Consider the following 14,756-nt stretch of genomic DNA (forward strand, 5'->3'; position numbering starts at 1 on the left):
GCTTACTCGGTGATCCGGTTGATCTGATCGTCCGGAATGATCGTCGGCATGAGGGTGGGGGCGAGAGCGTTGATGCTCCGAGCTACAACGTCTGCTGTGATAAGGTCCGTGCCCTCGACGCTGGTGCCGTACTCCTCGACGTAGTCTCGGTACATGGTGATGGTGTAGAACACCATCGCGAGTTCGTAGTGCTGCTCGACGAACCCCTTCCAGTTGTCCTTGACGTCGCGGTGAACGATGAACGACCGGAGCGCAGCGGCGTCCATGTTGATGGTGAGCGAGAGACCGCTGATGGTGCCGTCTTGACTCGGATCGATGTGGATTAGCGTGTGCTCGTCGAAGTTCGCCCCGTCGCTCACGTTGAACTCCTCGGGGTCGATTGGGTCCCCGTCGTCGTCCGTACGCCAGTTCTCTTCGTGGACGTACGCGATGTCGGGCATCTCGAAGCCCCAGTCGTCGGTCGCACCATCGTCACCTGCAGCGCCATCACGATCGTCAGCGCCTGCATCGCCGTCCTCCGCGGAACCGGTTCCCTCTTCGCCCTCCTTGTCGTCTACGGACGGCGAATCTCGTGACCTCGGCACCTCATCGCTGTACTCGATGGAACAGCTTGCCGTTAGGGGACTGGTGTCGATGTCCACGCCTCCATCAGTAAACGTGTCGGCTTCAGATTGCTTCGGGTAGGCGTCTGTCGGCTGGTCGATAACGGGACAGTCCTGCGGGTCCGGACGAGTAAGCGTAACCAACAGGGGGAACGTCTCTCCAGGATCGGCGTCGTCAGCTGGAGTGACAGTCAGCGTGAGCAGTCCGTCTTGGAGTTCTACTGCGTGCAGCTGCTCAGGGTGAGAGACCTCCAGCGATCCAGAGAGGACGTCGCGCGTGAGGTAGTCGCTCTGCGCATCCGTCTCGAACCGGATGGTCGCCGGTGCATTTACCGGAATCTCGACCGGCATGGACCTGTCGTCCACCCAGAGCACGTGTTCGGCGCTCCCGGGGTCGTACTGCTTGATCGGCGTGAGATACGTCGGGATCGTCGGCGCGTGCGGTCCGTCACCCTTGCCCGCATCGCCGGTCCCCGTGTCGGTGTGGTCGTTGAGACCGTCGGTCGCGGATTCAGGTGCGGTCGTCTTTCCCTCGTCACTGGGGCGGATGCGCGGCGCCCGAATCCGCTCACCCGTGGCCATGAAGTTACCGACCTCCGGGTTTCGCTCGATAAACTCGGCGAACGTCTCCGTGTCCGTCGCCGGGTCGGCGTTCCCGCGCTGGGCCCGTCGGCGCTCCTCCTCGTCCGTGAGCAGGTCGCTCCCCTCCAGAGCGTTTTCGAGGGCGCTGAGGAACTTGTTGGCTTGCGGAGAGTCCTTCAGCGTGTCCCGGGACGGACTGAACATGTTGACCATCCCGAGGTTCGCGAGATCGTCGAACTTGACGATGACGACGGTGTCGGAGGCGACTTTCGAGTAGCCTAGCGACTTCAGGAAGTACTCCCCCTTGCTCGCGTGGGTCTGGCCGTTGATGGTGAGCATCACGGCGTGGTCCTTCTGCACTCCGGTACGCCCGTGGGCGTCCTTGTGCGTCGACGTTCCCGAGACGAACTTGCTCTTCTCGGTGTCGTCTTCAAGCTCGTCGTCGTCTTTGAACAGCAAGACGGTGATGTCCCGCTCACCCAGCGTTTCCGACCCGGTGTCGACCGAGAGGTGTTCTTTCCCCTCGAGGAGGTGCTCGTGTCCGTTCTCTAGTTCCTGCAGGAAACCCCGTGTAGAACTCTGGGGGAACTTCGAGTTGTACCGGAGGTCGGTGAGCTGGATAGGGTACGGCGAGTCGACGACAGAGCGCTCGAACTTGTGGCGGAACCCCTCGTCACCGCTGATCATCGTTCGTGAAGCGTTCGTTTGGTAGTCGTACACCTTGACGAAGGCACCGTGACTCTGAGGGTCGGGCGTCGTTGTGTTCTTCTTGAAGTCGTACTTCTCGGGGTAAGACTCGCGGAACTTCTCCGTGAGTGCACCACCGAACGTCCCGTCGAAGACGGGGAACTCGCCGTTTACGGTCAGGTACTCCACCTGACTCTTGTGGGGCTTGTCATGGATCAGCGTCCACGACCACTCACCCGTTTCGTGAACGGAAGCGCTGGCGATGAACTTGAACGCCCGCTCGTTGTACTCCTCCTCGATTTTCCCGGTGAACTGCATCACGGCCGTGCTCCCCATCCCGTACTGGCCTTGCAGGAAGTCGTACTCCTGCTTTTTGAGCCCGGGGGCATGCAGCCCGACGAAGTCCTCGAACTCGGTACGAGCCTTCCCCTTGCCGTTGTCACGAACGGTAAGGTTGAGATGGTTCCCCTTCTGTGGCGCGAGACCATCGGCGATGATCTCGAGCTCGGCGTCGTCGAGGTCAACCCAGTCCGACCGTGTAGCCTCCTTCATTGATGAGGCGATCGGCTCGTTGCCGACGGCGAGAGCCCCCTCGTAGAACCGGAGCGTGAGCGAGTCTTCCGCGTTTAGCGGCAGTTCCGAGAACGCCGCCATCGGTGAGCTCGCCTGCGTGTAGACGTCGGAGTAGTTGTTCTCATCGTGCCCGAGGGGCACCCACTCGATGTCCGGTTCCCCTGTTTGATCTGAGAGGGCCTCCTCCAGTTGGGTGATGATCATGGAGACTTCGCTGGGTGTGTCGGCAGTGAGGAGCCGTTCAGCGTACGTCTTGGAGAGGGATCCTGAAAGTCGTGCAGGCTCGCTCATGCACTTCCACGCTCCATGGACCCGGAGTCGAAACTGCCGAGGGGATGGCTCTGAGGCGATTCTGTGGCGCTGTGTTGGCCTGTGGGGCTGTGGGCCATAGCGACACCTACAGACTCCGGCCTCATAAAAATTCGGCCGGAGTCTGGGTAGCGTTGTTTCGACTATCGCGCTCGCGGGTGCGCTGCGCAAGCGCGCTCCCACGCGCATCTCGCGCGCACATGCGTGCAGCCACAGTGGTTGGACTCTTCCAACCCAACCGAAGTTCGCATGCGTACAGCAGGGGTCATTGCAGGCATTGAATCGGCCCACGCAGTCCTACAATAGCTGGTTGTCGGTCATCGATCAACCACAGCTAGAGCACAGTATGTGAGTCTGGTTGCTACTGGTAGAGGAAACTAGAACCACACCAAGATTCTGGGTATGAAGCGTAGCTGGTCATCCGGAAGTTTATCCCTGGTGCCGGAATAACGGAAAGTATGCCCGAGCCGGTCACGTCTTCCGATTCACCGTTGGCTCTGATACGTTCAGCGTCGAATACGGAGCGTGACATTCACCGAGAACTGCTTACTGAGAATATTGATTTCCTCATTGAGACGCTGACTGCAGCCCACGCACGAAAGCAAAAGCAGTCTCCAGTGGGGTGTCCGAGTGCGACTCCGGAGCAGCTTGCCCGGAAACGGGGTAAACATGGAGACGACTGCCGATACGCGCTAGTTGATCGCGAGTACACTGCTAACAGTGAAGTGCCCTGCCCGTGCGGTGACCCACTTTCTGGGAGCGATGATCCACTCGATGCCGTAGCTGCGGTTGTGTTGGCGGGGCCTGCCGAGTCACCAGCGGAGAGGTTCTTCGAGCGAGATTCTCGTGAGACTATCAGCGAATTGCGAAACCAACACGGGACTTGGGGAGATATCGCCACGATGGATCAGGGAGAATTGGCTGCCTCGCTGGGAGAGATAACCCGAGGCGGCAAAAAGGAGCGAGAACAGACTGCTTCTTGGCTCCGTGAGCTGCTTGATGCAGTAAAAGAAACACACTACACCGAGGGGGTTACACTCCGGAACTTCTCGAGGGTCAGATACGACCACTACGTGGATTTCCTAACCACTCTGCCATTTATTCAAGAAGGAGACGGGTGGTGGTTAGTCCAGACTGCGTTCGATAAACCGGTCTGGCCCGCAGACTCGCGGGTTGACGAACTTCTCTGTTCACTCGGCCTCCTCGAGCCTATGGCGCTTCGGGATGATTCGGATCGCCGAACGAGCCTTGAGGAGCAATTTCTCGATCGACACCTTGCGCCGCTCTATCGAGCACTCGCAACCCATGCCGTTACTGCCGGAACAGACGTATGTGGGGAGGATTGTGAAATCAAGAAATTCTTGCTCACCCATCGAATCCGTCAGCAACGAGCCGAGCGATCTGGGCCGACGGCAGTAGACTTGTTTGCAGGCGCTGGTGGACTCTCATGCGGATTGAACGAGGCTGGGTTCGATGTGCGGTGGGCGATTGATATCGAACCCGACGCAGTTTCGACATATCGACTGAATCACCCAGAACTACCTCACCAGAATGTCATTTGCGGTGACGTCCAAGAGATTGACCTTCCTGAACGAATCCGAGAGGTAGCAGGCACTCCCGATATTATCGTCGGCGGACCGCCCTGTCAGTCCCTCTCAAATGCTGGCTATCGTTCCCGCCGAGCCGATGATGACGACTACAGTATTCTTGACGATGACCGCACGACCCTCTACACCCAGTACGTGAATACGGTTGACGAGCTCCGCCCAAAGGCCATTCTTATGGAGAATGTAGAAGGGATGGTCAACGAGGTGGGAGATAGTGGTATTCGTGTGATCGACTGGGTGCTCGAAGACCTCAAACTGCTCGGCGAGACAGGTCCTGGGTACGATATCGATTATCGGTTACAGGACATGACTGAGCTTGGCGTCCCACAGAACCGAGAACGAGTACTTCTCGTCGGTATTCGTGAAGACCTTGCACAGAACCCATCGACTGCAGCAGAAGTGCTCAGCGAACTCCCGTCCGAAGGTAGTGCGAGAACCATCCAGCAGGGTCTTTCAGGACTTCCACGCCTCCGGCGCGGAGAGGGTGGCCGAGTATTAGCGGAGACGCCTCGGGGGTCAAAGAGCAACTACGTCAACGAACACCAGCTCGCTTCAGGCACGGACCTCTGCTTTAACCACCGAGCACGGGAGCACCCGATGGAAAAGGATCGAATTCTGTTTGATGAGGCACTCAGTCCTGGGGATACTGGATGGGACGTGAAATATGGGTCGGACGGAGAATATGCGGAATACGTCGAATATGACGTCGGAACGGCAGAGAGCTCACGGTTTGGCGATAAATATCGGATGCTGGAGTGGTCCGAGTCTTCCCCAACCATCGTTGCACATTTGGCAAAGGACGCGAACGGATACGTACTGCCCGATTACTATAAACACGCACGTCCTGACCCAGATCGGGCCGACCCTGAGCGAAACCGGGGCATTACGCCACGAGAGGCGGCCCGGTTACAGTCATTTCCTGATGACTACATTTTCCTCGGTCCGTTCACCAGCTGGTTCAGACAGATAGGTAACGCAGTACCTCCGATCGCTGGGAAACGAATTGGAGAGGCGCTTTCCAGTGTTGTTGAATCTATGGCCCCTCCCGAAGTGAAGGCAGATACCACAGATCACGACGAAGCAGTATCTGACGACTGAACATACTCTGGAATTCACATTGCCGACTTTTGTACCCCACACCGGTGTGTGGGGCCACAATAGAGACGGACTCTGTATATCACCATATGATTTACAAAATCCCTAATCGCCATCATATACCACTCTGAGACCTCTAACGTCGGTTTTGGGCTATTCGAGCTTCGCCTTGGTATGTCCACGTTTAGTCCGATAAACAGATTCAAGGAGCTCGCCGCTGCCTGCCACAGCGACTACAATGATACCGCTGAACTCCCGGGTTACATTACCCCAGGCCACCACTGTGGATTACCGGAGTAGGCGGGCAAGGGCACGACACCCGGTATTCTTGACATTCTCAGTCATCAGTGACGTTCGAGGAATCGCAGTCGAAGCACTCCGTTAGTATGCTCGGTATCTCTCCCATCAGGGTTGGACCGAGGGACAGAAACGCCTCCCTTCGCACTCGATCATTGCGTCTTGTCGGACCTCGAGGTTGCCGCGAATGATGTGCTATTACTACTCACTGTCTGTTGGTTTTGGGCCTATCGCTTCGATACCGCGGATCGGTGGCCGGTCCGACGCTCAGGCCGGTCACCCGGAGTAGTAGTACTCGCCGTCGCGCTTTTGCTGGCTGTCGAGCTGTGACCCTGGTTTGTTGATCCGGGGGCGACCCGTTCGCTCGTCGCGGCGGAACGTGATATCCAGATCCGCGAGGAACTCGTTCATCCCGTCGCGCATCTCTTGGGGTGGCGACGCCCGGCCGTGCTCGGCCGGCTCGCCGTCGAACACCATCAGCCGATCAGCGAGGAGGTCGATCATATAGATGTCGTGATCAATTACCATCACGGTCGCGTCATGGTTTTCGGCGTACCGGCGGATCGCCGTCGTCGCCCGCACGCGTTGTTCGACGTCGAGGTGCGCGGAGGGCTCGTCGAGCAGATACAGGTCGGCATCGTCGGAGAGACACGCCGCGATGGCGACGCGCTGGCGCTCGCCGCCTGACAAGTCCGTGAGGTTCTGCTCCATGATCCGTTCCAACTGGAGCGGTTGGGCGATTTCCGTGTTCCAGTACGAGGAGCCGAAGTCGTCCGTGATCGAAGAGAGAAACGCGTCGACGCGCATCGGCTGGTCAATCTCGATGTACTGCGGCTTGTACGAAATATCGAGCGCGAAGTCGAGTTCGCCCGAATCGGGTTCCAGATCCCCGGTGAAAAGCTTCGCGAGCGTCGATTTCCCGATGCCATTCGGCCCGACGACGCCGAGCACTTCTGAGCGGTTGATCTCGCCGCCTTCGACGCGGAGTTCGAACTCGCCGTCGCCGTAGGACTTCGACATGTCCGGGTACTCGACCAGCGTCTTGCTCCGAGAGGCGACGCGGGGCGCGTGTTCCTCGAAGGTGATCTCTGAGGGACGGATCCGCATGTTCTCGTTGTCAAGGTATCCTTTCAGGTACTCGTTGATCCCGTTCCGAACCGATTTCGGGTCGGTGATGACCCCGTACGCGCCGGGCTCCCCGTAGGCGACGTGGAGAGTGTCGGCGAGCAGGTCAAGGATGGCGAGGTCGTGCTCGACGACGAGCATCGAGCGGTCGACGTCGTCGTCGTCCGCCAGCTCCCGGATAAGCCGGGCGACGATCATCCGTTGGCCGATGTCGAGATAGGGGGTGATCTCGTCGAGGAAGTAGAAGTCGGCGTCGCGGGCGAGACACGACGCGATGGCGACGCGCTGGAGTTCGCCGCCGGAGATGGAGTCGATGTCTTGGTCCATCACCGGACCGATGTTGAGCCGCTCGATCAGCTCGTCGAGCGCGCCGCGCTCATCGGTGCGCTCCAACAGCTCACGGGTGTTGCCGTCGAACTGCTTCGGGATTTGGTCGACGTACTGGGGCTTGCGGGAGACGCTCACGTCGCCGTCCCTCAGCGATTTCAGGTAGTTCTGTAGACCCGTGCCGCGGAACCGGTCGAGTACGCGGTCCCAGTCGCCGTCGCTCTCGTGGTCGCCGAGGTTCGGGACCATCTCGCCGGTGAGACCGTGGACTGCGGTTGATTTCCCGATCCCGTTCGGTCCGAGAATGCCGGTGACGTTGCCCGGCTCGGGAGTTGGAAGCCCGTACAGCGAGAAGGCGTTGTCACCGTAGCGGTGGACCGGCTCCTCGTCGAGTTCTTGGGGGAGGTTGATGATCTCGATGGCGTCGAAGGGGCACTTCTCGACGCAGATGCCGCAGGTCTCGCCGAGACAGATCTCCTCGGAAATACGGATCTGGCCCGGATCGCCCTCGACCGCGTCCTCGCCGCGCTCGGTTATGCACTCCTTGCCCGTCCGATTGGGCGGGCAGTAGTTCGCGCACTCGTAGTTACACCGGTCGGGTTGGCACCGATCGAGGTCGACCACGGCGATGCTATCGTCCGCCATCCTACGCCACCAGTTGTACGCTGGACGCCGCCAGCACGGTGTAGCTGATGAACCACAGCGTGAACGTCAGGAACGCCACGTGGGGGGTGTTCTTGACACCGAAGTCGCCGACACCGGTGCCTGCCAGACCACAGATAGCTGTGGTGGCCCCGCCGCGTGCGTGGCCAGCTTTCCCCAAGTCGTCGCTCATACCATTGGATCCGTCAACACCCGTAAAAAGTCGTTCATTCCGCTTGGCAGCCTTCACATTGATTATCGGTCTATCTCACTGTCTCGTACGGCGTGTGATATGTTGGCGACGCGGCTATGGAGCTAACCCCCTCTTGATGGCGAGGATGACCTGCGCTGCCGTACCGTCGAGCACCTCGTACATCTGGTTAGTTACTTCGGTAGCAGATAGCATCTTACTCGAATCTCATGATGCCACAATCTCTCCACTCGTCTCAAGGTTGCTCTAATTCCTGTTGGAACTATCTGGAACGAGCATAACGAACGAAACGAGCGAAACGAACGGAATGAGCTAGACGAATGTGTTGAACGAGTTCTGAGGAACGAACTGGTCGAGGATGACTCGGCAGCCTTATCCTGAATGAACAAAACGAGCAAAACGAACATAATGAATGGAACGAACTAGTTTCTAGGAACGAGTATGTTTACTTCATCGAGTGTAACGAACAGATGGTTTTAACACCATAGTAATCCTCTCACCGAGTGAAACACCCGCACCGAACCAAACGAATAGAACGACAAAAACGAACGAAACGAACACAACGAGAAGAACGAAAATAATGGGCGACACCACTACTGCACGAGTCACCGTGGCGAATCAGAAGGGAGGCGCGGGGAAGACAACCGACGTCATTCATACTGGCGGCGCACTAGCCGCCCGGGGCTACGATGTCCTCCTAGTCGATATCGACTATCACGGAGGGCTCACCTGCTCGCTTGGCTACAACGATCTGTACTACGATACCGACCGTACAACGCTGTTCGACGTCCTCGACTTCGACCAGATGGAATCGGTGAACGACATCATCGTCGAGCACGAAGAATTCGACATTCTACCTGCGAGTGAGAAGCTCGCGAACAACAAGAACATCCAGACGTTGCTTGAGGCGCCAAAGAGTCGGGAACGACTGGAGATGACTCTCGACGAACTCGATGATGACTACGACTACATCATCGTCGACACACCTCCCTCCCTGAACGTCCTTACCGATAATGCGCTCGTCGCGACCGGCAATGTCGTCATCCCTGTCATCCCGGAGAAACTCAACGCCAACAGCCTCCAGATTTTCGCAAAGCAGCTGGGCTCCCTCGAGCCGGCGTATGGGGACATCAATCGACTCGCGATAGTCTGCAACCGTGTTGAGCAGAACTCCGAGCATCGTGACACCATCGAGGAGATCAAAGCGGCGTACTCGCTCCCCGTTTTCGAAATCCCGAAACGAACCGATCTCTCCCAGTCGATCGGGGATGGCGTGTCTGTCTTCGGCTTCAGCAAGGAAAACAAGCGCGTTGAGGATGCACGCGAACTGTTCAATGAGATCGCCGACCTGTTCGACGAGACGTTCGATAAGACCGCGCCCGAGGAGGTGGAAGCATGAGCGATAGCTGGGGAGATGCTTCCGGCATCGAGGGCAACTACGAAGAGGAGGCCAATGAGGCTGATCGCGACGAAACGAGTGAGGCGGGTGACGCGGTGGAAACCGATTCATCGACCGAAACAACTGACTCACGTTCAACGATCGAAACGAAAGAAACGAGAAAAACGAAGACAAATATCAAGGATGAGTGGAACGGGCGGACGATCTACATCCCCGATGGTGTCCTTGACGAGATGGAGGATACCTACCTTGAGTCTCAGCTGAAGCTCCGAAAGGCGGGCCAGAGTGAGTTCAAGAAGAACCGCCACTTCTACCCGCTACTCGTGCAGTTCGGTATTGAAGCACTCTCTGAGGCGGATGCGGAGGAGATTCAGGCTCGGCTTTCGGAGCTTTCCGGCGAGTGACTCTGGACACCACGCACAAGCTTGGGCCACCGCACTTGAGGCTGTTTACGCCGCGATTTACAGCTTTCCAGCCTGTTGGAGCTGTGATTTCTGGTCTTCGGTAAGGATGGTTGTTCCACATTCTGGGCAGGAGGTATTTGTGAGCCTGACGGCGTCCAGCTCGACATCGCGACTTCTAAACTCACAGTTTGGACAATCGACACCTGCTGCTTTCCCGGCCAGAAAGATAACACGGTCCCGAATAGTGTCGTCCAAAGGCACATTTAACTCTAAAAATCCTTGTATGGAAAGGATTGTGTTCTTCGAACGAGTTGATCACTGGAGTACTCTACTTAGTGGTCAACGAGGATGTTCTAGTGACCGGTTTACTGGACGACGAGCGTGTTTAGACTGTGGGGCGAACTACCACGTCGAATTTAACCCCTCGATGAAGACTGGGACGTGTAACGAGTGTAGTGGTAGCATTTATTACCGGAGTGACGGTCAGGAAGAAACCACCCGCGAGTGACTGCGTGTCTATTCAGAAAACACGCAGCCGCTAATCGAGTTCTATCGGGACCGTGGGGAATTAATCGAACTCGATAGGGGCAATCCACCGAGGCAGTTTGGGAGGGTGTCAAAGATGCTGTGCGTTCGACCAGTTCATAATACCGGAAAATAGCGCTGGGTACCGACTTTACTCTTCGTCAGCGTCGTCCTTGATCTCTGCGAGTTGGTCCATGAGTTCATCGGTGGCGGCGTCCGTTTCGAACGTGACCTCGCCTTCGTGCTCGTTTTCGTGGACACTCACACCTTCACTGCCGTCCTCATCGGTATTGACGTCCTGGTTCTGCTGTTCGGATTCGTCATAGCTCCCAAAACCCATATACAACGTTCGAAGCGTCGTAGACTAAAAACAACCGGTACGATCGCAGACAGTTATGGGAAATTTGATATTAAATGCTAAGATAAATGCAGATAGATCTGTCCATCTAAAAATAGAAGGATATTAGTATTTATCAGTAGCCAGAATATGAATAGACCAGCTCAGAATCTGACCTACTGGTTGACTAAACTGGAGCCCGATGGTTTCCTGCGACAATTGTAGCTCGTTTGTGACAGAGCCTCCATGCGCGAGTGCTCGCATTAGAGGGTATAGAGACCGTTCGAGTGTAACCTAGCTGCCAAGACAACATCGGGTGGAGATGGCATTCGAATAGTTCGCCCCACGCGATAGCAGTACGATCTTACCGATAGAGTCGACGGCTTGCGTCCACGAATCTCAAAGCTGCTTTCCGTATTGCTCTCCGAACGCCTACTATGGATGTGACCTTTCTCGGAACAAGTGGGGCCGTTCCGACAACCCAGCGCAATCCGAGCGCAATCCTGCTTCAACGAGAAGGGGAACGATTCCTCTTCGACGTCGGAGAGGGAACACAGCGACAGATGATGCGCTTCTCTACCGGCTTTAACGTATCCACTATTTTCCTCACACATCTTCACGGAGACCACGTGCTTGGTCTTCCCGGGCTTCTACAGACCCTAAATTTCAACGAGCGAACTGCGCCACTCGATATCTACACGCCTGCCGGCACCTCTGGAGATGTTGAGCATCTTCTCGATGCAACGGGGACGACACCGAGTTTTCGTGTCCATGTACACGATGCTCCTCTTGGTGAACCGATCATCGAGTGTGACGAGTACACGATTCGAACCGTCGAGACTGATCATGGAACACGTTCCGTTGGATACGCCCTTGTCGAAGCCGAGCGGAAAGGTCGATTCGACCGTGAAGGAGCAGAAGACCTTGGCGTTCCAGTTGGGCCAAAGTTCCAACAGCTCCACGAGGGATCTCCCGTCGAACTTGAGGACGGAACTATCGTTCACCCAGAGGAGGTCGTTGGTGACCCACGGCCGGGGCGCCGCATCGTCTATACGGGCGATACCCGACCGACAGAGCCTGTTGTTTCGGCTGCTGAGAACGCAGATCTGCTTATCCACGATGCGATGTTCACTCAGGACCGACAGCAGCGGGCACGACAGACCAGGCACTCGACGGCCCAAGAGGCCGCTACTGTCGCCTCGGAGGCCGGTGTCAAGCGACTCGCACTCACGCATATTTCTTCACGGTACGCGACCGATGCTGGGCCGCTTGAGAACGAGGCTGCCGAGAGATTCGGTGACAATATGTTCCTCCCTGATGACGGAGATACGATTACGATTCCCTACTCCGAAGGCGACGACAGGTAGTCCTATGGATATGGGAGTAAACCAGCGGTAGTGTTTAGTTAAGCCAAAGGCGGCTGGTCAAGCACTCACGGGTAGGGATTTGAGAGGAACCGGGAGATCGTGAGCCGAATCGACGGAGCACGGCTGGAGGCCGCGCGTAGCGAGGTATAGGCTATCGAACGCGAGGGAGATTTTGAAAACCGTGATCTCGCTGTTTCATCCAAGTGAATCTGATTAACTAAACACGACCCCTCGATTGTCGGAGGTCTTTTATAGCCACAAACCGATAGCCTGAATTAGCTGAATCATCCGCTCGCTCTGATCTGGTTGTTAGATCACTCTCGGATTGAGCATTTCTCTCGACAGAACTGCTCACTTGGGCGCTCGGATTGATTCTTTCGACGCGGCTCATTGCGTGAGCTATCAATGCTTCCCGTACGAACCGCGTCTCCTCCTGAGATCACACTATGCCCGATGATTCGACGCCAATCGACGAAATCCGTGCCGAGCTAGAAGATGAGCTCCCGAATGATCTCTCAATTTCGAGAGTAGCGTTCGAAGGCCCACAGCTGGTCGTCTATACCGAGATGCCCAGAGAATTCGCGGAACGAGATGGGCTTCTCGGCCGGCTTGCAAGTACACTTCGGAAGCGTATCACAATTCGACCAACCGATGGGGCACAGACAAGTCCAGAGGATGCTCGTGGCAGTATTCTCGAAGTCATCCCGGAGAATGCAGGTATTACGAACCTTCAGTTCTATTCGGAGACAGGTGAAGTCCTCATTGAGGCTGAGAAACCTGGCCTCGTGATCGGAAGTCACGGTCGGACGCTTCGCGAGATCCAACAAGAGGTGGGTTGGACGCCAGAAGTACTTCGAACACCACCGATGGAGTCCTCGACGGTGGATAACGTCCGGAATTTCCTCATCCAGGAGCGTGATGAACGCCGCGAGTTCCTTGAACGGACTGGCGAGCAGATACACCGTGAGCAGATGCACGAGACGGAGTGGGTTCGGATCACGACACTCGGCTGCTGTCGCGAGGTCGGGCGTGCGAGCTTCATCCTCAGCACACCGGAGACCCGTGTTCTCATCGACTGTGGGGACAAACCCGGTGCGGAGGGAGAAGTTCCCTACCTCCAACTCCCGGAAGCGAACCCGATTCCGGAGCTTGATGCGGTTGTCCTCACACACGCTCATCTTGACCACTCCGCGCTTCTGCCGCTCCTCTTCAAGTACGGCTACGATGGGCCAGTATACACGACGCAGGCGACGCGGGACCTCGTGGGACTTCTCCAACTTGACTATCTCGACGTCGCTGCCAAAGAGGGGCGGACACCACCTTACGACTCCGGGATGGTTCGGAAGGAGCTCAAACACACGATTCCGGTTGAGTATGGGGACGTCACAGATATCGCCCCGGACATTAAGCTCACGTTCCATAACGCCGGCCACATTCTCGGCTCCGCAGTAACGCACTTCCACATTGGGGACGGGTTCCACAACGTCGTCTTCTCCGGCGACATCCACTATGACGACACTCGTCTGTTCAATGGCGCCGTCAACGACTTCCCGCGCGTCGAAACGCTCGTCATGGAGTCGACCTACGGCCGACGGAACGACTATCAGACTGACCAAGAGGACTCCGAGCGCAAACTCATCGAGATCATCAACGAGACGTATGAGGACGGCGGGAAAGTCGTTATTCCGGCGTTCGCCGTCGGGCGCTCTCAGGAGCTGATGCTCGTCCTCGAGGAGGCGATGCGTGAGGGGAAACTCCCTACGATGCCGATTTACCTTGACGGGATGATTCGTGAAGCGACGGCTATTCACACGGCATATCCGGAGTTCCTGCGCGACGGCCTTCGCGATCGGATTCTCCACGAGGACGAAAATCCGTTCCTCGCTGAGCAGTTCCAGCAGGTTGACGGCGGTGAAGAGATGCGAAAAGACATCGTCGATGGTGAAGAGTGTATCATCCTTTCAACGTCCGGGATGGTTACCGGTGGCCCGATCATGGGTTGGCTTGAATATCTCGGTAGTGAACCCGAGAATGAACTCATCTTCGTCGGCTACCAGGCACAGGGCACGCTCGGCCGTAGCATTCAGAGTGGACGTCGCGAGATTCCGTTCAGCGATCGTGGCAGTCGTAGCGAACAGTTGACACTGCGTTTCGGTGTCTCGACTGTCAGCGGATTCTCCGGACACGCTGACCGACGTGGCCTTGAGAACTTTGTCCGGACGATGAATCCGCGCCCCGAAGAGGCACTCTGTGTCCACGGCGACGAGGAATCTACCGACCAGCTCTCCTCTGGGCTCTACCAAGAGTTCGATATGCGGACGTACACACCACGGAATACCGAGACGTTCCGCCTCGACGAGTAGGCTCGTAGTACGGGGTGTTCGCTAAGCAACCGTCTCTGTGTATCCTGTTCTCTTATCTACATTCTCGCCGTCTTGATAACGACAGGCTCTTTCCCCTGCGAGTCTTGTCTATCGATAGCGGGATAGGATAGCTCGGAGATTCCGCTGGGCTCATATCCCGGAGATCGGTGGTTCAAATCCACCTCCCGCTATTTTGACACTATTTCGCCATAGCTGCTATCACACGTGTGAGAATCTGAAATTCAGATACTATTCTGTCTCTTCGGTTTCTACGGCGATATCGTAGTCATGAGGTCTCTGTAGG

General features: G+C 56.8%; 10 protein-coding genes and 1 tRNA gene. 7 read left to right on the forward strand and 4 right to left on the reverse strand.

Going from position 1 to position 14,756, the window contains the following annotated elements; translation table 11 throughout:
• Positions 1-2 precede the first annotated feature (2 nt).
• A complete protein-coding gene (locus tag EFA46_RS15625; RefSeq protein WP_123078969.1) occupies positions 3-2,735 on the reverse strand; it encodes a hypothetical protein in 2,733 nt (910 codons plus the stop codon).
• 476 nt (positions 2,736-3,211) lie between these two features.
• On the opposite strand from EFA46_RS15625, the gene EFA46_RS15630 reads away from it, so the two are divergent.
• Positions 3,212-5,458, forward strand: a complete 2,247-nt coding sequence (locus EFA46_RS15630; RefSeq protein ID WP_123078971.1) for a DNA cytosine methyltransferase — start codon at positions 3,212-3,214, stop codon at positions 5,456-5,458.
• 570 nt (positions 5,459-6,028) lie between these two features.
• Here EFA46_RS15630 and EFA46_RS15635 read toward each other — a convergent pair.
• Positions 6,029-7,849 carry a ribosome biogenesis/translation initiation ATPase RLI gene (locus EFA46_RS15635; RefSeq protein WP_123078972.1) on the reverse strand — a complete coding sequence of 607 codons (1,821 nt, stop codon included), beginning with the start codon at positions 7,847-7,849 and terminating at the stop codon, positions 6,029-6,031.
• Between the two features lies 1 nt (position 7,850).
• Positions 7,851-8,039: a hypothetical protein gene (locus EFA46_RS15640; protein ID WP_123078974.1), complete on the reverse strand. Its 189-nt coding sequence runs from the start codon at positions 8,037-8,039 to the stop codon at positions 7,851-7,853.
• Positions 8,040-8,637: 598 nt separating this feature from the next.
• On the opposite strand from EFA46_RS15640, the gene EFA46_RS15645 reads away from it, so the two are divergent.
• From EFA46_RS15645 to EFA46_RS16335, 3 genes are all read left to right on the forward strand, one after another.
• Positions 8,638-9,456, forward strand: coding sequence for a ParA family protein (locus tag EFA46_RS15645; protein ID WP_123078976.1), 819 nt, complete (start codon positions 8,638-8,640; stop codon positions 9,454-9,456).
• Entirely contained in the window at positions 9,453-9,860 is a 408-nt protein-coding gene (locus EFA46_RS15650) for a hypothetical protein (protein WP_123078978.1), read from the forward strand. The genes EFA46_RS15645 and EFA46_RS15650 overlap by 4 nt, the downstream gene beginning before the upstream one ends.
• 283 nt (positions 9,861-10,143) lie before the next feature.
• Positions 10,144-10,368, forward strand: a complete 225-nt coding sequence (locus tag EFA46_RS16335; protein ID WP_255494164.1) for a hypothetical protein — start codon at positions 10,144-10,146, stop codon at positions 10,366-10,368.
• Between the two features lie 168 nt (positions 10,369-10,536).
• On the opposite strand, the gene EFA46_RS15660 is transcribed toward EFA46_RS16335, so the two are convergent.
• Complete coding sequence (locus tag EFA46_RS15660; protein WP_123078980.1) at positions 10,537-10,725, reverse strand: DUF5786 family protein; 189 nt, start codon at positions 10,723-10,725, stop codon at positions 10,537-10,539.
• A 434-nt stretch (positions 10,726-11,159) separates the two neighbouring features.
• On the opposite strand from EFA46_RS15660, the gene rnz reads away from it, so the two are divergent.
• The 3 genes from rnz to EFA46_RS15675 all read left to right on the forward strand — a co-directional run bounded on the left by rnz (position 11,160) and on the right by EFA46_RS15675 (position 14,643).
• Positions 11,160-12,089, forward strand: a complete 930-nt coding sequence (gene rnz, locus EFA46_RS15665; RefSeq protein WP_123078982.1) for a ribonuclease Z — start codon at positions 11,160-11,162, stop codon at positions 12,087-12,089.
• Between the two features lie 446 nt (positions 12,090-12,535).
• Positions 12,536-14,452 carry a beta-CASP ribonuclease aCPSF1 gene (locus EFA46_RS15670; protein ID WP_123078984.1) on the forward strand — a complete coding sequence of 639 codons (1,917 nt, stop codon included), beginning with the start codon at positions 12,536-12,538 and terminating at the stop codon, positions 14,450-14,452.
• Between the two features lie 116 nt (positions 14,453-14,568).
• A tRNA-Met gene (locus EFA46_RS15675) sits at positions 14,569-14,643 on the forward strand.
• The last annotated feature ends 113 nt before the right edge of the window (positions 14,644-14,756 follow it).

The organism is Halarchaeum sp. CBA1220 (assembly GCF_003721175.2).
Taxonomy (GTDB): Archaea; Halobacteriota; Halobacteria; order Halobacteriales; family Halobacteriaceae; genus Halarchaeum; species Halarchaeum grantii.